Below are 18,135 nucleotides of genomic sequence, written 5' to 3'. Positions count from 1 at the left end.
ATGTTCCGTTTTGAAAGTTTATAGTCAGAGAATGTGAGGCACCTCACATGCGGCTATTTTTCAAGGGAGAGAACATGGCTTCACAGTTTGATGCGTCTGCAACTGCTTTTCCCAGCAGGCGGAGCATCCTCAAGACCGTCGGCGTCGGCGCGGCAGGCCTGGCCGGCATCCCCTTCCTCGCAGCCTGTACGGGCGGAAGCGCGCCGTCCGCCACGGGTTCGGACTCCCCCGGCCTCACGTTCGGTTCCGGGTCCTCCGACGACGTCCCCAAGCGGGCCTACCAGGCCGTCACCGACGCCTTCACGGCCAAGTCCGGCAAGAAAGTCACCACCAACGTGGTGCCCCACAATGATTTCCAGAACAAGATCAATTCCTACCTGCAGGGCTCTCCGGACGATACGTTCACTTGGTTCGCCGGTTACCGCATGCAGTACTACGCAGGCAAAGGGCTCCTCGCGCCCATCGATGATGTCTGGGAAACCATCGGTGGCAACTACTCCGATGCGCTGAAGAAGGCCTCCACCGGACCGGACGGCAAGATGTACTTCGTACCCAACTACAACTACCCGTGGGGGTTCTTCTACCGGAAGAGCCTCTGGGCCGAAAAGGGGTACGAGGTACCGGAAACCTTTGACGCCCTCAAGGCCCTCGCCACGAAGATGCAGGCCGACGGCATCATTCCCATCGGCTTCGCCGACAAGGACGGCTGGCCGGCCATGGGCACCTTCGACTACATCAACATGCGGCTCAACGGCTACCAGTTCCATGTGGACCTGTGCGCACACAAGGAATCCTGGGACCAGCAAAAAGTCAGCGCGGTCTTTGACACCTGGGCGGCGCTCCTTCCCTTCCAGGATCCGGCAGCCCTCGGCCAGACCTGGCAGGACGCCGCCAAGGCGCTGGAAGCCAAGAAGACCGGCATGTACCTGCTGGGTTCCTTCGTCACCCAGCAATTCACCGACCCTGCGGTGCTGGCGGACATCGATTTCTTCGCCTTTCCGGAGATCGCCATGGAAGGCCGCGACGCCGTCGAAGCCCCCATCGACGGCCTCCTGCTGTCCAAAAAGGGCGGGGAGAACAAGGCGGCCCGCGACTTCATGGCGTTCCTCGGCACCGCCGATGCCCAGGACGCCTACGCCGCCGTGGATGCGTCCAACATCGCCACCGCCAAGGGCACGGACACGTCCAAGTTCAGCCCGCTCAACAAGAAGTGCGCGGACACCATCGCGGACGCAAAGTACATCAGCCAGTTCTTCGACCGCGACGCCCTGCCGGCCATGGCCAACAACGTGATGATCCCGGCCCTGCAGAGCTTCATCAAGGACGGCAAAATGGACGTCAAAAACCTTGAGGCCCAGGCCAAGTCGCTTTACGCCGCGCAGTAATTCAGGGCAGCACTTCCAGCCCTGTCAGCGCCGTTTCCAAGGCGCCCAGCCGGAACGGAACGACGGCGGCGGCGCAGGCTCCCGCCGCCGTCGTTCCCTTCCAGCGTCCCCACCAACAGAGGGAAGACTTCCATGAGCAGCACCGCACAAAAACTGATACCGCCGGAAGCGCGGGAACCCGGCGGCGGCCGTATCCGCAGGGTAAAAGGCGGGCGGGTCCGCCGCCTGTCCGGACGGGACAAGACGGTCCTGTCCCTGATGGTGGGGATCCCCACCCTGATCGAACTGACGCTGGTGTGGCTGCCGACGCTGATGTCCGTGGGGCTCAGCTTCACCCGGTGGAACGGCCTGGACCTGGCCGACATACGCCCCGCCGGCACTGCGAACTACCAATACATCACCCAGGACTACCCGCCCTTTTGGCCGGCGGTGCAGCACAACCTCCTCTGGCTCCTGTTCCTGGCCCTGATCGCCACACCGCTGGGCCTGCTGCTCGCCGTGCTACTGGACCAGAACATCAGGGGCAGCAGGATTTACCAGAGCATCTTCTTCGCCCCCGTGATGTTGTCGCTGGCCCTGATCGGCATCATCTGGCAGCTCTTTTACCAGCGCGACAACGGCCTCCTGAACTTCCTCCTGGGCACCGCCGGGACGCCGCAGGCCGTCGACTGGTTCGGGGACTCCTCCGTGAACATCTGGGCCGCCCTGATCGCAGCGACGTGGCGGCATGCCGGCTACGTTATGCTCCTGTACCTGGCCGGACTGAAGGGCGTGGACCCGACCCTCAAGGAAGCCGCCGCCATCGACGGAGCCAACGCCGTGCAGACCTTCTTCCGCGTGGTGTTCCCGGCCATGCGCCCCATCAATATCGTCATCGTGGTGATCACCATCATCGAATCGCTGCGCGCTTTTGACGTGGTGTACGTCATCAACCGCGGAACCAATGGCCTGGAAATGCTCAGCGCCCTGGTGATCCAGAACCTCGTGGGTGAAGGCCAGGTGATCGGCGTCGGCTCAGCACTGGCAGTGGTGCTGCTGGTCATCTCCCTTGTTCCCATTGTCTTCTACCTCAGCCGCACTTTCGGCAAGGAGAACAAAGCATGAGCACCACCACAGCCCGCACTGGCCGCACCCCCGCCGCAGCGGCTCCCCGGTCCGGCAGCAGGCCCAAGCGCCACTACGGGACCCATATCTTCCTGGCCGTCATGGCGGTGATGTGGCTGATCCCGCTGGGTTGGTCGCTTTTCACCGCCCTCCGTCCGGTGGCCTCGACGAACCAGTACGGCTATTTCAGCCTTGCCGGCGACTTCAACTTCGACAACTTCGCCCAGGCCTGGACCCAGGGCGGGTTTTCCACGTACTTCTGGAACTCGGTCATCATCACCGTCCCGGCTGTGCTGCTGACCTTGTTCCTTGCCTCCCTCATGGCCTTCGCCGTCAGCCGGGTGAGCTGGAAGTTCAACATCACGCTGCTCATCATGTTCACAGCCGGCAACCTGCTTCCACCGCAGGTCCTCGCCGCACCGCTGTTCGAGATGGCAAAGCACTTCGAAGTGCCGTACTCGTTCAGCGATTCCGGAAACATGCTGAACACCTACATCATTGTCATAGCGGTCAATACCGCCTTCCAGATGGGTTTCTGCACCTTCGTGCTGTCCAACTACATGAAGGCGCTCTCCGCCGACCTGACCGAGGCCGCCCTGGTGGACGGGGCCGGCATCTGGCGGCAGTACCGGGAGATCATCATGCCACTGTGCCGGCCGGCGTTCGCCGCGCTCGGCACGCTCCAGGTCATCTTCATCTACAACGACTACTTCTGGCCCCTCATCTTCATCCAGAGCGGCAACCGGCTTCCGATCACCACGGCCATCAACAACCTGCAGGGCGAATTCCTGAGCAATTACAACCTCCTGGCCGCCGGCGCAGTCATTACTGTCATTCCCACGCTGGTGATCTACCTGCTCCTGCAACGGCAGTTTGTTGCGGGGCTGACTCTTGGTTCCAGCAAAGGGTAGACCATCATGGAAGATGACGGTCTACCCCATGCCCGGCCGCGGCACGAAAGGAACTAAATGCTCCCCGCAGCACGCCACCAGGTGATCGTGGACGCCGTCCAGCGCGAACGGGTTGTCCGCGTCTCAGACCTCGCCCAACAACTGGGGGTTTCGCTGATGACGGTCCGCCGGGATATCGAACTTCTGGAGGAAGGCGGCAAACTGGAGCGCATCCATGGCGGCGCCAAGCTCCCCGGCGATGCCAGCACCCACGAGCCCGGCTTTGAGCTGAAATCCACGCAGCTGACAGCGGAGAAGCGTGCCATTGCAGTTGAAGCGGCCGCACTGGTCCAGGAAGGGATGGCGGTGGGATTGAGTGCCGGTACCACAACGTGGGCGCTTGCCAAGGAACTGGTCAATGGCCCCCGAATTACGGTGGTTACCAACTCGGTGCGCATCGCTGACGTGTTCCACCACGCAGCGGCAACGGGCCCGGCCCGCTACAGCCCCACCGTGATCCTGATCGGCGGACAGCGCACGCCGTCGGACGCCCTGGTTGGCCCCATCGCTACAAACGCGCTGAAGCAGCTGCACCTGGACGTGCTTTTCCTTGGCGTTCACGGCATGGAGGCCGTCGCCGGCTTCACCACGCCCAACCTGCTGGAAGCCGAAACGAACCGGGCTTTTGTGGCCGCAGCGCGGAAGACTGTGGTGCTGGCGGACCACACCAAATGGGGAGTGCTGGGCATCAGTTCCATAGCGTCGCTGGATGAAGTGGACGAGGTCATCAGTGATGCCGGGCTCGGACCTGAGGCGCGGCGTGTCCTGGAGGAAAGGGTTGGCAGGCTTCGGCTCGCTACAGCCTAGGAGCAGCCGCAGGACTGCCGGATCTGCAACTCGGCAGGAAAGACGAGGTGTTCCGATTCGCGGCCGCGATGGGCGCCTATAAGGGCGCTGACAGCGGCGTCTGCCATTGCCCTTGCCGGTTGTTTCACTGTGGTGAGGGGTGGCCAGCTGTACTCAGCTTCAGCTGAACCGTCGAACGACGCCAGGGCAATGTCATTGGGGATCGACAGTCCCGCCTCGTGGAGTGCCCGGAGGATACCGACAGCCTGCAGGTCAGAGGTGGCAAAGATGGCTGTCGGACGGCTCGCGGAGGCCAGGAGCCGTTTCCCTGCGGCGTAGCCGCCTTCCCGGGTGAAGGCGGTACGGACAATGGGGCCTTCGGACAGGCCCGCAGCGGCCAGGGCTTGCAGCCAGCCCTCTTCACGGCCGTCATAAGAGTTGCCGGTGTTTGTACCCATGGTGAGGGCGATACTGGTGTGTCCGTGGCCAATCAAGTGTTCAACGGCTGATTTTGCGCCCGCCACCAGATCCACGCCCACGCTGTTGAATCCGGGCGCATCGGCGCTGTGGTTCAGGAGAACAACAGGTATGTCCGCCGATTCAAGGTCAGCCAGGCTCGGTTCCATCAAGACACTGGACAGTATGACGCCGTCCACCTGGCGTGCCGCAAGGTTGCGGACGTGCCGGAGTTCCTTGGCGAGGTTTCCATCCGAGTTGGTAAGCAGCATGGCATAGCCCAGTTCGGCGGCAGCATCTTCCACTGCATGTGCCAGCAGCGAGAAGAAAGGGTTGCTGTTGTCAGGGATGACCAGCCCAATTGTTTCGCTGGATCCCAGCTTCAGGGCCCGCGCGGCAGCGTTTGGACGGTACCCCAGCCGACGGATCGCGTCCTGCACTTTCGCTTCCGTGGCGGGTGCCACTTTCTTGGGCCCGCCGTTGACCACGTAGCTGACGACGGCGGTGCTCACGCCCGCGTACCGGGCAACGTCCTTGCGGGTTACCGGGCCGCGCGGGGCCTGCACTGCTGGAGTCGTCATGGTGTACATGCTAGCTATTGGTTCCCCGGGGCGTCGCCAAAGTCGCGGATGGGCAGCCGCTCCCCGCCGCGGAGGGCAGACTCGTGCGCCACGATGCCCGGCAGCGTGAACCTGGCTGCAACCCAGGCGTTGACCGGCGGCAGCGTTCCGCTGTTCACGGCGGTAACGAAGTCGTCCACCAGGAAGTGGTGGCTTCCCTCGTGGCCGTTTGGTGCGCCGCGGAACTCCTCCGGCAGCCGGTCGGCGTCGTGCACCGGCGAGAGCCCGGAAACGAAGGCATCCCTCAGCTCCGGGGCAACGTTGGCCAGGGAAGGGTCGTCCAGGGACATGCTGGGCCGGGCCTCGAACTGCTCGGAAATGTCGTGGACGTTCTCCTTGTCCTGCCAGACCGTCACCTTGGCGAGCTGTTCAAAGCTGGCCTCCGTGCCGAAGAACCGGAACCGCGACTCCCGGATGTGGGACGGATAGCCCACGCGGCGCATCTCGTTGGTGCGCATGACGCCGCCGTCGTTGAGTTCAAAGAGGGCCGTGGCGTTGGAGAAGTCGTTGCCGAACATGCTGACCTCCTTGTCAAAGACGCCATCATGGCGGTCATCCTTGACTCCGACGCAGCTGACGCTGACAGCATGGGCCGGGACGGCACCCAACACTCCGCCGATCGCGTGCGTGGGGTACAGCATGGGCGGGTAGCTGGCGGTTTCCTTCCAGCGATCACCGCCGCTGTACTGGTAAGCGTCGTAAAAGCCCAGGTCCATGTCGTGGACGTAGTCGCCTTCGGAGTAGAAGATCCGCCCGAAGCTGCCGGCCGCGTGCTGCTTGCGCGCATAGACGGTGGCGGGGTTGTAGTAGCTGGTCTCCCCCATCATGTAGACCAGTCCTGTTTCACGGACGGCATCGATGATCCGGGCGATTTCTTCTTCGGAGATGGCCATGGGGACAGCTGAGTAGACGTGCTTTCCGGCCAGGAGCGCCTGCTCCACCAGCGGACCGTGCGTCCAGCGCTGGGTGAAGATGGCTACGGCGTCGACGTCGGAAGCCAGGAGGTCCTCGAAGCTCGCCTTCGACCCCGCCAGGTGGTAGCGGTCCACCGCCTCGCCTGCCCGTTCCGGAAGCTCATCCACCACATAGACGTCGCTGACGCCGGGGTGGAGGTTGAACAGGTGCGCGAACTGGCCGCCGAACTGGCCGACTCCTACTACGCCGATTGAAAACGTCATTGTCCCTCTTTCCGTAGGTGCTGTGGACGGGCGCCGGGCAAGCGCTGTCCGCCAGATTCCCAGTGTTCCACTCGAATCTACTCGAGTCAATAGCCCAGTGAGTGGATAAATTCCTTGAATTGCGGCACGAAAAATAACACTTGCCACCCTCAATCTACTCGTGTAGATTTCTCATCAGTTGTTATCCACATCACAGTCAGGAAAGGGTCGATGATGACCACCCTTACCAAGCAGCAACGGGACCCGGCAGACCGGGCGGCCGGCTCTCAAGCAGGAAAGACCGGAAGCACCAGGAAGAAGAGCATCACGCACCGCATGGGGGACATGAGGATCGCGATGGTCTTCATCTTCCCGGCGATGATCGGGTTCGTGGCGTTCTTCCTGATCCCCACGATCCGGGGCGTGTACCTCAGCTTCACCGAGTACAGCATCCTCGGTGATCCCACCTGGATCGGGATCAAGAACTACACAGCGATTTTCGCGGATGAACTGTTCTGGAACGCCATGAGCGTGACCCTCCAGTACGTGGCGCTGAACATCGGCTTCCAGACCGTCATTGCCCTTGGCCTGGCGCTGCTGATGCACCGGGTCGCGAAATCAACATTCATCCGCGGCGCGCTGCTGTTGCCGTTCCTGGTGGCGAACGTGATCGTTGCGCTGCTGTGGTTCTGGATGCTCGACTATCAGCTGGGCATCGTCAACGAAATCATCTCCTGGCTCGGCGGGCCACGGATCGCGTTCTTCGGCTCCGAGCAATGGGCGATTCCCACCATCGCGTTCGTGAACGTCTGGCGCCACATGGGCTACACCGCCCTGCTGATCTTCGCCGGCCTGCAGTCGATTCCCAGCCACGTCTACGAGGTCGCCTCCCTGGACGGGGCCTCCCCGTCCCGGACGTTCTGGTCCATCACCATGCCGCTGCTGCGCCCGGTCCTGGTCCTGGTCCTGGTGGTCACCGTCATCGGGTCCTTCCAGGTCTTTGACACCGTGGCCGTCACCACCGCCGGCGGCCCCATCAACGCCTCCCGCGTCATCCAGATGTACATCTACCAAAAAGCCTTCACCGAGTCGGACTTCGGGTACGCCTCCGCACTGTCCGTCATTCTCTTCGTCATCCTCGCCCTGGTCGCCTTCATCCAAATGAAGTTCCTCAAGGGCAACGAATCGGATCTGGACTAAGGACCCCCCGCCATGACTACTACGACCCCGTCCCGCCACGGCGCTCCCGCCCCGGCCCGCACCGCCACCATCACCAAGGCCCGCAAACCGTTCAACTGGCGCCGCGCCGGAGCCTGGACCCTCGTGGCCATCGCGCTCGTCGTGACCGTTGCCCCGTTCCTGTGGATGCTCCGCACCGCCCTGTCCAGCAACCACTCCCTCGCCGCGAACGCCGGGAACCTCCTGCCGGCCGACTTCAGCTGGGGCGCCTTCAAACGCGTCCTGGGCCTGCAAACCCCCGAAGAAGCCCTCGCCGAAGGCGGATCCGGCGCGGCCATCAACTTCTGGATGTACCTTCGCAGCTCCATCATCGTCTCCACCCTGATCACCGTTGGACAGGTGTTCTTCAGCTCCATGGCCGCCTATGCCTTCTCCCGCCTGCGCTGGCCGGGCCGGGAGAAAGTGTTCGCCCTCTTCCTGGCCACCATGATGGTCCCGCCGATCTTCACCGCCTTGCCCAACTTCCTGATGATCAAGAACCTCGGCCTCCTGAACACCTACGCGGGCATCATCCTGCCCTTCCTGTTCATGACACCCTTCGCGATCTTCTTCCTGCGCCAGTTCTTCCTCTCCATGTCCCGGGAAGTCGAGGAAGCGGCCATGCTCGACGGCGCCAGCAAGTTCCGCATCTACTTCAAGATTGTGCTCCCCAACGCCGCAGCCCCCATGGCCACCCTGGCCTTGCTGACCTTCATCGGGACCTGGAACGAATACTTCTGGCCACTGCTCGTCGGCCAGGACGAATCCGTCCGCGTCCTCACCGTCGGCCTGGGCGTCTTCAGATCCCAGTCCCCCCAAGGCGCCCCCGACTGGTCCGGCCTAATGGCCGCAACCCTGATCGCCGCCCTGCCCGTCCTGCTGCTCTTCATCGCCTTCGGCAAAAGAGTCGTGAACTCCATCGGCTTCTCCGGCATCAAATGATTTCCCGCACTGCTTCACCCCTCCCCTGCAACACCCTCGAAAGGTCCACCATGAAGAAAACCATCGGCGCCGCAGCTGTCGCCGCCGCCATCGCCCTGTCACTTTCCGCCTGCGGCGGCGGGAGCACCACCACGTCCACAGAGGCCAAGGGGGAAATCAATTACTGGCTCTGGGACTCAAACCAGCTCCCGGCCTACCAGCAGTGCGCTGACGACTTCACCAAGGCCAACCCGGACATCAAGGTCAAGATCACCCAGCGCGGCTGGGACGACTACTGGACCACCCTCACCAACGGCTTCGTCGCCGGAACCGCCCCGGACGTCTTCACCGACCACCTGGCCAAGTACCCCGAGTTCGCCTCCAAGAAGCAGCTCCTCGCCCTCGACGACGCCGTCAAGAACGACAAGCTCGACCTGGACATCTACAACAAGGGACTGAGCGATCTGTGGGTCACCGAAGATGGCAAGCGTTACGGCATGCCCAAGGACTGGGACACCGTCGCGATGTTCTACAACAAAAAACTCGTGGCTGATGCCGGCTACACCGAAGAGCAGCTCAAGGGCCTGGACTGGAATCCGAAGGACGGCGGCAGCTACGAGAAGGCCATCGCGCACCTGACCGTTGACAAGAACGGTGTACGCGGCGACGAGGCAGGCTTCGACAAGAACAACGTCGCCGTTTACGGCCTGGGCCTGGAAAACTCCGGCGCAGGCACGGGCCAGACGCAGTGGAGCTTCCTGTCCGCCACCATGGGCTGGACCCACACGGATAAGAACCCGTGGGGCAAGGAATTCAATTACGACGATCCCAAATTCCAGGAAACCATCGCCTGGTGGACCGGACTCGTGGACAAGGGCTACATGCCCAAGCTCGAAACCACGGTGGGCGCCAGCGTGACGGATAACTTCGGTGCCGGCAAGGCCGCCATCAACACCAACGGCTCCTGGATGATCGGCCAGTACACCAGCTACAAGGGAGTGGAAACAGGCATAGCCCCCACGCCCAAGGGACCGGACGGCAAGCGCGCGTCCATGTTCAACGGCCTGGCAGACTCCATCTGGGCCGGCACCAAGAACCCGGCAGCTTCCGTCAAATGGGTGGAATACCTGGCCTCGGCCAAATGCCAGGACGTAGTTGCATCAAAGGCAGTCGTGTTCCCGGCCATCACCACCTCTTCCGAGCTCGCCGCCAAGGCGTTTGAGGCCAAGGGCGTCGACGTCAGCGCCTTCACTACCCACGTCAAGGACGACACGACCTTCCTCCTGCCGATCGCGGACAAGGCTGCGAAGGTCGAGGGCATCATGAAGCCCGCCATGGACGCAGTCCTCTCCGGGAAGAAGCCTGCCAGCTCCCTGACCGAGGCCAACGAACAGGTCAACGCCCTCTTCAAGTAGGCCTGTTCCAGCCAAAACGTGACTGCGGGTGTGGCCGCAGTCACCCGCTCCGGATGCCGCCGTTCCCTCCTCGCGACGGCGGCATCCGGGCACCCACACTCCAACACCCACCAACATGATGACTGAAAGAGACATACCTATGGATCCGCTCCACCTCCGTACCGCCGGCACCAGCCTGGTGATCAGCTTCAACAGCGGGGAGGCCGAGATTATCCATTGGGGCACCGATTTAGGCGGCGTCCCCCTGCCGGACCTCGCCATCCTGGGCGAACCGATCCCGCACTCCGCCATCGATGCCACCGTCCCCGCAGGCCTCCTGCCGCAGGCTTCGTCCAGCTGGCGTGGCCGTCCCGCCCTCCGCGGCCACCGCATCGCCGACGGCGTCTCCGGCCTTGATTTCTCAGCCCGCCTCCGCGTCGTCACAGCCAGCGCCGAGGGCAATTCCGCGGTTATCGTCCAGGCCGATCCCGACGCCGGCCTGACCGTCACCTCCACCCTGACACTGCACGACGGCGGCCTGCTGGAGCTCCGGCACACCGTCACCAACGACGGCAGCACCTCCTACCAGCTCGACGAACTGGCGACCGTCCTCCCGGTGGCGCCGGACGCCGTCGAACTCCTGGACCTGACCGGGCGCTGGTGCCGCGAACGGCACCCGCAGCGCCGCCCCATCCAGCAGGGCACCTGGGTCCGCTCCGGCCGGCACGGCCGCACCGGACACGACTCCTCACTCCTGTTTGCCGCCGGCACCGCCGGCTTCGGCAACCGCCACGGCAAAGTCTGGGCCACCCACCTGGCCTGGAGCGGCAACCACGAACAGTTCGCGGACAGCATCGGCGACGGCCGCACCATGATCGGCGGCTCGGAGCTCCTCGGCCCGGCCGAAGTGATCCTCGCCCCGGGCGCCAGCTACACCACCCCTGCGCTGTTCGCCGCATACTCGGACCGCGGCCTGGACGGCATCAGCGAAGCGTTCTACAGCTGGTTCCGGTCCCGGCCCCACCACGTTCTCCCCTCGTCCGGCGGCGGCAAGCCCCGTCCCGTGGTCCTCAACACCTGGGAAGCGGTCTACTTCGACCACAACCTGCCCACCCTGATCGAACTGTCTGACTCCGCCGCCGAGCTCGGCGTCGAGCGTTTTGTGCTCGACGACGGCTGGTTCCGCGGCCGCCGCGACGACAACGCCGGACTCGGCGACTGGTACGTCGACGAATCACTGTGGCCCAACGGGCTCACGCCCCTGATCGACGCCGTCACCTCCCGCGGAATGGAATTCGGCCTCTGGGTGGAACCGGAAATGGTCAATCTGGACTCCGACATCGCCCGCGCCCACCCCGAATGGATCGTGGGTCCAGCTTCCCTCTCCCACAAGGACGGGGGCCGCCTGCCCATCGAGTGGCGCAACCAGCACGTGATCGACCTCGTAAACCCCGAAGCATGGCAGTACATTTTCGACCGCGTGGACGCACTCCTGCGAGGGAACAACATCAGCTACCTCAAGTGGGACCAGAACCGCGACCTTGTCGAGCACGGCCACGCCGGCCGCTCCTCGGTGCACGAGCAAACCCTGGCCGCCTACCGACTCTTTGACGAGCTCAAGAAGGCCCACCCCGGCGTCGAGATTGAAAGCTGCTCCTCCGGCGGCGCCCGCGTGGACCTGGGCATTCTGGAACGGACCGACCGGATCTGGGCCTCGGACTGCAACGATGCCCTGGAGCGGCAGACCATCCAGCGCTGGACCGGGCTGGTGGTCCCGCCGGAACTGGTCGGCGGACACATCGGCCCCACGACCTCGCACACCACCGCCCGCACGCACGACCTGTCGTTCCGAGCCATCACAGCACTGTTCGGCCACTTCGGCATGGAATGGGACGTCCGCGAAGTCCAAGGCGCCGAACGGGAGCAGCTCAAGCGCTTCATCGGTCTCTACAAGGAACACCGGAACCTCATCCACTCCGGGCGGATGGTGCGTGCGGACGTTGCCGACGGCTCCCTGATGCTGCACGGCGTGGTGGCCCCCGCAGGCACTGCTGAGGGCACAACGGCGGCACTGTTCGCCCTGGTCAGCACGCGCACCGCGTTCGCTGAACAGCCCGGCCGGATCACCATCCCCGGGCTGGAACCGGACCGGACCTACCGGGTGGAGGCCATCTTCCCGGCACCCGGCGACCCCGATTACGCGCACACGTTTACGCAGGTCCGTCCCCCGGCCTGGCTCGCGGACGGCGCCGTTGCCGGCGGCCGTTTCCTTGCCGAAGTGGGATTGGCGATGCCCATCCTCAACCCGGAACACGCCATCGTGCTGAGGTTGACCGCCCAGTAGCAACTGGAAGGCCTGCCCTGCCGTTCCCCCGCTCTCCGCAGCGGGGGAACGGCCGGGCCGCCCTCCGCTCAAGATAAAAGGACATCCATGCGAATTCTGGTCACTGGTGGCACCGGGTACATCGGCTCCCACACTGTTCTGTCCCTGCAGGAAGCCGGCCATGACGTGGTGGTGATCGACAACCTGGTCAATTCCGGCGAGGAATCCCTGTGGCGGGTTGCCGAAATGAGCGGCAAGGCCGTGGAGTTCCACTACGTGGACCTGGTGGACGAGGCCGCAGTGGACGGGGTGTTCGCCAACAGCGGGATCGACGCCGTCATCCACTTCGCCGGCCTCAAGGCGGTCGGGGAATCGGTCCGCGAACCGCTGAAGTACTACTACAACAACCTCGTGGGCACACTGCACCTCATCCGGGTCATGGACCGGCACAACGTCCGCTCCCTCGTCTTCAGCTCCTCCGCCACCGTCTACGGCGAGCACAACCCCATCCCATATGTGGAGAAGATGGAAATCGGCGCCAACAACCCCTACGGCCGGACCAAGGAACAGATCGAGGACATCCTCTCCGACCTCGGCGACGCCGACCCGCGCTGGCACATCGCCGTTCTCCGCTACTTCAACCCCGTCGGCGCACACCCCTCCGGCCGCATCGGCGAGGACCCCCAGGGCATCCCCAACAACCTCGTCCCCTTCATCGCGCAGGTCGCCGTCGGGCGCCGCGAAAAGCTCATGGTCTTCGGCGGCGACTACGACACCCCGGACGGCACCTGCCTGCGCGACTACATCCACGTCGTGGACCTCGCCGAAGGCCACGTCGCAGCCCTGAACCACGTCGCCGACCGCACCGGAGTGTTCCGCTGGAACCTCGGCTCCGGCAAAGGCTCCTCCGTCCTGGAAGTCCTGCGCTCCTTCGAAAAAGCCGTAGGCCAGCCCATCCCCTACGAGATCACCGGCCGCCGCGCCGGGGACCTGCCCGCCTTCTGGGCCGACGCCACCTCCGCCCTGGCCGACCTCAGCTGGTCCACCACCAAAACCGTCGACCAGATGTGCGAAGACCACTGGCGCTGGCAAAAGAACAACCCGAATGGCTACAACTCCTAGGTCTGGGACGGAGCCGCTCATGTCCCGTCCCGACCACGGCAGCCAAGCGGTAAGGTCACTTCACACCGCGGGGATCAGGGAAGTAGCGGCCGCCGCAAATGTCTCGACAGCCACAGTCTCCCGTGCCCTGCGTGGGCTTCCGCGAGTCTCCGCTGCCACCCGGCAGAAAGTCATGTCCGCTGCCAACAGTCTCGGCTATGTTGCCTCCGCCGCGGCATCGGAGCTGGCCCGGGGACGGGGCAGCCAGGAGGCAAATGTCCCGCGCGGGACAATCCTCGTTGTCCTGGGGCCGGCGGCCGGCCAGCCCGAGCAGACAGGCAATTCAGCGTCCGATATCGAACAACTCGTCCAGTCTGTTGCGTGGACACATGGGTTCAGCGTGTCCCTCGAAACCTGCGACAACGCCGGAACGGTCGGGGCTGTCCGGGCGGCCGCAGCCTCGGCAGCCGGAATCATCGTCACCTCCGACGGACTCGAACGCCCGGCCGCCGTAGGACTCCACGATGCCCTGGCTTCCACGATGGTTCCGTCGGTTGAAATCCGTCGTGGCATGAGCCCCTGCCTGGAGCATTCTTCCGCCTGTAACGTTGTGATCTCGGGCGCGGGCAATCTTGGCTACAAACTTGCCGTCGAATACCTGGCCGGGAGCGGCATCCCCGTTCCGTAAGAATGCGCCACCGCGCCCTCCCAGGCGCTAGATTTGCATCCATGACTGAAGCCACCACCGCTGCCGGACGCGGCACGATCCTCGTAATGAACGGCCCCAACCTTAACCTGCTGGGGACCCGCGAGCCGGAGAAATATGGCACGTCCACCCTCGCCGACGTCGAGCAGCTGGCCGCCACCGCTGCCGAGGCCCACGGCTTCACCGTGGAATGTGTCCAGTCCAACCATGAGGGTGTGCTCCTGGACGCCATCCACGCAGCCCGCGGCACCGCCGTCGGAATTGTGCTGAACGCCGGCGCCTTCACCCACACCTCTGTTGCCCTGCGCGACGCCCTGGCAGCGGTGCAGCTGCCCGCCGTCGAGGTCCACATCACCAACGTGCACCAGCGCGAGGAATTCCGGCACCATTCCTTCCTGTCACCTGTCTGCGCCGCGGTGATCGTGGGCGCCGGAGTGTTCGGCTACAAGCTCGCCATCGACTACCTGGCCGAAGCGCTGTAGCCATGGCGGCCGGGCAGGACCCGCAGCCCGCACCTGAGGGGGCGGCTCCCCCGGCTGAGTCCCGCACTGCCGTGTGGTACCGGCACTTTGGCAGCGTGGAAGCGCCCGGCTCGTCGCCCTGCTACGCCGAGTGGACGCTCGGCATCGCGGGAGACCCCCAGCTGATCGCCCGCATTGACCGGTGGCCGCACCATAAGCGCCAACCCAACCTTCTGCTGGCCGCCGCGCGGTTCCTCGGCGCGCAGCCGGGTCCTTATGCGCAGTTCCGCAACTTCCTTGAGGCCCGCTGGGACGACGTCAGCAGGATTGTCCTCTCCCGGTCCACGCAGACCAACGAGGCCGGCCGCTGCGCCACGCTGCTGCCCTCGCTGGCGGCCATCTCCGTGGCCGAGGGCAAGCCGCTGGCGCTGCTGGAGGTGGGTGCCTCGGCGGGCCTGGTGCTGTACCCGGACCGGTACGGCTACGAGTACGACGACGGCACAACCGTCACGAGGCTGTCTCCCGGTCCGGACGGGGCCGCCGCGGCCCCGGTGCTGAAGTGCGCCATCAGCGGTTCAGTGCCGGTGCCGGCGGCGCTACCGCCGGTGGTGTGGCGGGCGGGGATCGACCTGAACCCGCTGGACGTGGCTGATCCCGAGGACGTCGCGTGGCTGGAAGCGCTCGTGTGGCCGGAGCAGGAGTTCCGGAGTGCGCGGCTCCGGCAGGCCGTGGCCATTGCCCGGCAGGATCCGCCGCTGCTGGTGGCCGGGGACCTGAACAAGCATCTCCTGGACCTTGCTGCCCGGGCACCGGCTGACACTGCGCTGGTAGTGTTTCACAGCGCCGTGATGGGCTACCTGACGGCCAGTGGCCGTGCCGAATTCCGGCAGACCATGCTGCAGCTCGCAGCTGCCAGGGGCGTCCATTGGCTCAGCAACGAGGGGCACATGGTCATCTACCAGGAGGACGGCTCAAGCGTGGTCCCGGAAGTGGACCCGCAGCGGATCATGGGCAGGTTCCTGCTCACGCACAACGGCACCCCTGTGGCCATCACCGGACCCCACGGCCAAAGCCTCGAATGGCTGTGAGCCAGCGGCCGCAGGCCAAAACGGGCCGGGGCTTCGTCCGGTCGCCTGGCTACTTCTGGATGCACTGCCCGGACGATACGGGCGCGCTGAGCCCCGGCGCCTGGGATGCGACCGGGCTGAGGTCGTCCATGGTGATGGCGAAGCCCAGTTCGGCGTCAGATGTTGCCTTGGCAAAGATCACACCGGCCACCAGGCCGTCGGTGGTCAGCAGCGGCCCGCCCGAGTTGCCGGGCTGGATGTCGCCGGCGAGGCGGTAGATCTCCTCGGGCGCCGGGCTGTTTCCGTAGATGTCGGGAACCAGGACGGTGGTGATGTCCTGCACGGTGGCCGGTTTGGACTGGAACGGACCGCCGTGCGGATAGCCGGCGAAAGCAGCCGGGCTGCCGTTGGGCAGGTCAGGGCTCAGGGCAAGCGGTTCGGCGGGCAGTCCGTCCACGGCCAGGACGGCGAGGTCGTGCCGGGTGTCAAAGTAGACCACGCGTCCCGGCATGGCGCTGCCGCCTGGAACCTCCACAACAGGCTGCGACACGCCCGCCACAACGTGGGCATTCGTCACAACCCGGCCGGGTGACACGACGAAGCCTGTTCCGGTCTGGTTCTGGCCGCATTCAAAGGCGGTGCCGGCGATTTTCAGCACTGATTCGGCGGCGCGGTTCAGGGCAGGCGTGTCAGTGCTGGCGTTGGGAACCGCCACCGGCTGCCCCTGGTCGAGGCCTTCCAGGAGGGTGGGGATGCCGTTGCCGATCACCGTGGAACGCAGCTGGGCCATGGTGGCCTTCACCGGCGTGGGCGTCAGCCCGTCGATGAACCGGATCACCCTCGATTCGGCCAACTGCTGGGACACCAGCGGGACACCGAGGGAACTGACGCTGAAGGCGAGCATGGACATGACCAGCGCTGAGACCGCGACGTTCACTGCACCGCCCACCAGCCGGTCCACGGCGCGCAGCGGCCTGATCCGCACGGCGCCGCGGATTTTGCGGCCGATCATGGTGCCGGCCCCGTGCCCCACAGCCATCAGGACGACGGCGGCCGCCACAATGGCGGTCAGCCTCCAGCCCGAATCATCTACGAAGCCGCTGACGAAGGGCACCGCAAAAAAGGCGGCCACGGCGCCGGCAGCGAAACCGGCAATTCCGCCCAGTGTCACCAGGAACCCGTTACGCAGGCCATAGCCCAGGTACGACAGCAGGACAAGGATCAGTACCAGGTCCAGAACAGTCAAGCCAAACACCAAGGCTCCTTATAAACAGTTGAAACCCAATTCTAATGGCGCCGGCTGACATTATTCTGTGGGGCCTCCACGGCCTCGGATTCCGGACCCGCACTTGGTGGAGCACTGTCCGGACACGGTCCGGAGGAATGCTTCCAAGGTTGCCCTGCACGGCCCAAACGGGCTTTCGAGCGGGTGCTTCAGGGTGTTTCAGCTGCCAAGTACGTCACAGAACCTTGAAAATTCTGAAACAATGGCACAAGCGCCACAGCCGACACTTTTTATTCAGGAGATTTTATGGACATCGAGGTACTGCGCCGAGCACCCCTTTTCGCCACGCTCGACGACGAGGCATTCCGTCTGCTGACGGACGAGCTGACCGAGGTGGACCTTTCCCGCGGGGCTTCGGTTTTCCGCGAGGGCGACCAGGGTGACCAGCTCTACTTCATCGTCTCCGGCAAGGTGAAGCTGGGACGCACGTCCCCGGACGGCAGGGAATCCCTCCTGGCCATCCTCGGCCCGGGCGAGCTCTTCGGCGAAATGGCCCTCTTCGACCCGAGCCCGCGTACGGCAACTGCCACGGCCGTCTCCGAAACCCGTCTGGCCGGGCTGAAGAACGAGAGCCTCAACACTCTGCTCCGCACCCGCCCCGAGGTTTCGGCCCAGCTGCTGCAGGCCCTGGCGCGCCGCCTGCGCCGGACCAACGATTCCCTCTCGGACCTCGTGTTCTCGGACGTCCCCGGCCGCGTGGCCAAAGCGCTCCTGGACCTGGCAGACCGCTTCGGCCGCCCGGCCACGGACGGTGTCCTGGTGGCACACGAGCTCACCCAGGAAGAACTGGCACAGCTGGTGGGCGCCTCCCGCGAGACCGTCAACAAGGCCCTGGCCGAGTTCGTCCAGCGTGGCTGGCTCCGTCTCGAAGCCCGCGCCGTGGTGATCCTGGACATGCAGCGCCTCCGCCAGCGCTCCCGCTAGACCGCATTTTAGAAGCAAGCAGTAGGCCGGCCCGAAGAATCGGTCCGGCCTTCTGCGTTAACCACCTGCAAACGCTCTCTCACATTCTGCAGCTTTTCCACACACGCTCTCTCACTTTCTTAAGGAAAGTGAGAGAGCATTGCCCAAAAACCTGCAGAAAGTGAGAGTGTCCCTATGTTGTTCGTCAAGGGGTTTGGGGTTTTTTGGGGTGGTAGAGGCTGCCATCGCGGAGCATGGCGAAAAGGGTGTCGCAGCGGCGTCGGGCGAGGGCGATGAT

Annotated in this window: 15 protein-coding genes and 1 pseudogene; 13 read left to right on the top strand and 3 right to left on the bottom strand. The window is 64.5% G+C overall.

The window, feature by feature from the left end; translation table 11 throughout:
• Window positions 1-74: 74 nt before the first annotated feature.
• From ABV518_RS21900 to ABV518_RS21885, 4 genes are all read left to right on the top strand, one after another.
• Window positions 75-1,385 (top strand): ABC transporter substrate-binding protein, encoded by a 1,311-nt coding sequence (locus tag ABV518_RS21900; RefSeq protein WP_367771622.1) that lies wholly within the window; start codon window positions 75-77, stop codon window positions 1,383-1,385.
• A 132-nt stretch (window positions 1,386-1,517) separates the two neighbouring features.
• The gene (locus ABV518_RS21895) at window positions 1,518-2,489 is read left to right on the top strand and encodes a carbohydrate ABC transporter permease (protein WP_367771620.1); all 972 of its coding nucleotides are present in this window, start codon (window positions 1,518-1,520) and stop codon (window positions 2,487-2,489) included.
• Window positions 2,486-3,400 carry a carbohydrate ABC transporter permease gene (locus ABV518_RS21890; protein ID WP_367771617.1) on the top strand — a complete coding sequence of 305 codons (915 nt, stop codon included), beginning with the start codon at window positions 2,486-2,488 and terminating at the stop codon, window positions 3,398-3,400. Before ABV518_RS21895 ends, ABV518_RS21890 begins: the two co-directional genes overlap by 4 nt.
• Window positions 3,401-3,457: 57 nt before the next feature.
• Window positions 3,458-4,246, top strand: a complete 789-nt coding sequence (locus ABV518_RS21885) for a DeoR/GlpR family DNA-binding transcription regulator (RefSeq protein WP_367771614.1) — start codon at window positions 3,458-3,460, stop codon at window positions 4,244-4,246.
• Here the strand turns inward: ABV518_RS21885 and ABV518_RS21880 are convergent.
• Complete coding sequence (locus tag ABV518_RS21880; protein ID WP_367771611.1) at window positions 4,243-5,262, bottom strand: LacI family DNA-binding transcriptional regulator; 1,020 nt, start codon at window positions 5,260-5,262, stop codon at window positions 4,243-4,245. The genes ABV518_RS21885 and ABV518_RS21880 overlap by 4 nt on opposite strands.
• Before the next feature lie 14 nt (window positions 5,263-5,276).
• Entirely contained in the window at window positions 5,277-6,479 is a 1,203-nt protein-coding gene (locus ABV518_RS21875; protein ID WP_367771609.1) for a Gfo/Idh/MocA family protein, read from the bottom strand.
• Between the two features lie 213 nt (window positions 6,480-6,692).
• Between ABV518_RS21875 and ABV518_RS21870 the strand changes: the two genes are divergently transcribed.
• The 8 genes and pseudogenes from ABV518_RS21870 (at window position 6,693) to ABV518_RS21835 (ending at window position 15,670) form a co-directional block, all read left to right on the top strand.
• Window positions 6,693-7,658 carry a carbohydrate ABC transporter permease gene (locus ABV518_RS21870; RefSeq protein WP_367771727.1) on the top strand — a complete coding sequence of 322 codons (966 nt, stop codon included), beginning with the start codon at window positions 6,693-6,695 and terminating at the stop codon, window positions 7,656-7,658.
• A gap of 12 nt (window positions 7,659-7,670) precedes the next feature.
• Complete coding sequence (locus ABV518_RS21865) at window positions 7,671-8,618, top strand: carbohydrate ABC transporter permease (RefSeq protein WP_367771607.1); 948 nt, start codon at window positions 7,671-7,673, stop codon at window positions 8,616-8,618.
• A gap of 50 nt (window positions 8,619-8,668) precedes the next feature.
• Complete coding sequence (locus tag ABV518_RS21860; protein ID WP_367771603.1) at window positions 8,669-10,012, top strand: sugar ABC transporter substrate-binding protein; 1,344 nt, start codon at window positions 8,669-8,671, stop codon at window positions 10,010-10,012.
• 139 nt (window positions 10,013-10,151) lie between these two features.
• Window positions 10,152-12,335 carry an alpha-galactosidase gene (locus tag ABV518_RS21855; protein ID WP_367771600.1) on the top strand — a complete coding sequence of 728 codons (2,184 nt, stop codon included), beginning with the start codon at window positions 10,152-10,154 and terminating at the stop codon, window positions 12,333-12,335.
• 87 nt (window positions 12,336-12,422) lie between these two features.
• Window positions 12,423-13,436, top strand: a complete 1,014-nt coding sequence (gene galE, locus ABV518_RS21850) for a UDP-glucose 4-epimerase GalE (protein ID WP_367771597.1) — start codon at window positions 12,423-12,425, stop codon at window positions 13,434-13,436.
• Between the two features lie 19 nt (window positions 13,437-13,455).
• A pseudogene (locus ABV518_RS21845) lies at window positions 13,456-13,674 on the top strand (LacI family DNA-binding transcriptional regulator); the annotation flags it as partial.
• 470 nt (window positions 13,675-14,144) lie between these two features.
• Window positions 14,145-14,603, top strand: a complete 459-nt coding sequence (gene aroQ / locus ABV518_RS21840; protein ID WP_131135061.1) for a type II 3-dehydroquinate dehydratase — start codon at window positions 14,145-14,147, stop codon at window positions 14,601-14,603.
• A gap of 2 nt (window positions 14,604-14,605) precedes the next feature.
• Window positions 14,606-15,670: a DUF2332 domain-containing protein gene (locus tag ABV518_RS21835; RefSeq protein ID WP_367771593.1), complete on the top strand. Its 1,065-nt coding sequence runs from the start codon at window positions 14,606-14,608 to the stop codon at window positions 15,668-15,670.
• A 49-nt stretch (window positions 15,671-15,719) separates the two neighbouring features.
• Here the strand turns inward: ABV518_RS21835 and ABV518_RS21830 are convergent, their stop codons facing one another.
• A complete protein-coding gene (locus tag ABV518_RS21830; protein ID WP_367771590.1) occupies window positions 15,720-16,904 on the bottom strand; it encodes a MarP family serine protease in 1,185 nt (394 codons plus the stop codon).
• Between the two features lie 276 nt (window positions 16,905-17,180).
• Here ABV518_RS21830 and ABV518_RS21825 point away from each other — a divergent pair, with 276 nt between their 5' ends.
• Window positions 17,181-17,858, top strand: coding sequence for a Crp/Fnr family transcriptional regulator (locus tag ABV518_RS21825; RefSeq protein ID WP_131135058.1), 678 nt, complete (start codon window positions 17,181-17,183; stop codon window positions 17,856-17,858).
• Window positions 17,859-18,135: the final 277 nt, after the last annotated feature.

The sequence above is a fragment of the Arthrobacter sp. HS15c genome (genome assembly GCF_040812005.1).
Classification (GTDB): Bacteria; Actinomycetota; Actinomycetes; order Actinomycetales; family Micrococcaceae; genus Arthrobacter.
The sequence above is the reverse complement of the archived record's forward strand: the minus strand, read 5'-3'. Positions and strand labels throughout refer to the sequence as shown.

Bases quoted from the DNA above. Each gene is read 5' to 3' on its own strand.
- ABV518_RS21900 (WP_367771622.1), top strand. From the start codon at position 75: ATGGCTTCACAGTTTGATGCGTCTGCAACTGCTTTTCCCAGCAGGCGG.
- ABV518_RS21895 (WP_367771620.1), top strand. From the start codon at position 1,518: ATGAGCAGCACCGCACAAAAACTGATACCGCCGGAAGCGCGGGAACCC.
- ABV518_RS21890 (WP_367771617.1), top strand. From the start codon at position 2,486: ATGAGCACCACCACAGCCCGCACTGGCCGCACCCCCGCCGCAGCGGCT.
- ABV518_RS21885 (WP_367771614.1), top strand. From the start codon at position 3,458: ATGCTCCCCGCAGCACGCCACCAGGTGATCGTGGACGCCGTCCAGCGC.
- ABV518_RS21880 (WP_367771611.1), bottom strand. From the start codon at position 5,262: ATGACGACTCCAGCAGTGCAGGCCCCGCGCGGCCCGGTAACCCGCAAG.
- ABV518_RS21875 (WP_367771609.1), bottom strand. From the start codon at position 6,479: ATGACGTTTTCAATCGGCGTAGTAGGAGTCGGCCAGTTCGGCGGCCAG.
- ABV518_RS21870 (WP_367771727.1), top strand. From the start codon at position 6,693: ATGACCACCCTTACCAAGCAGCAACGGGACCCGGCAGACCGGGCGGCC.
- ABV518_RS21865 (WP_367771607.1), top strand. From the start codon at position 7,671: ATGACTACTACGACCCCGTCCCGCCACGGCGCTCCCGCCCCGGCCCGC.
- ABV518_RS21860 (WP_367771603.1), top strand. From the start codon at position 8,669: ATGAAGAAAACCATCGGCGCCGCAGCTGTCGCCGCCGCCATCGCCCTG.
- ABV518_RS21855 (WP_367771600.1), top strand. From the start codon at position 10,152: ATGGATCCGCTCCACCTCCGTACCGCCGGCACCAGCCTGGTGATCAGC.
- galE (WP_367771597.1), top strand. From the start codon at position 12,423: ATGCGAATTCTGGTCACTGGTGGCACCGGGTACATCGGCTCCCACACT.
- aroQ (WP_131135061.1), top strand. From the start codon at position 14,145: ATGACTGAAGCCACCACCGCTGCCGGACGCGGCACGATCCTCGTAATG.
- ABV518_RS21835 (WP_367771593.1), top strand. From the start codon at position 14,606: ATGGCGGCCGGGCAGGACCCGCAGCCCGCACCTGAGGGGGCGGCTCCC.
- ABV518_RS21825 (WP_131135058.1), top strand. From the start codon at position 17,181: ATGGACATCGAGGTACTGCGCCGAGCACCCCTTTTCGCCACGCTCGAC.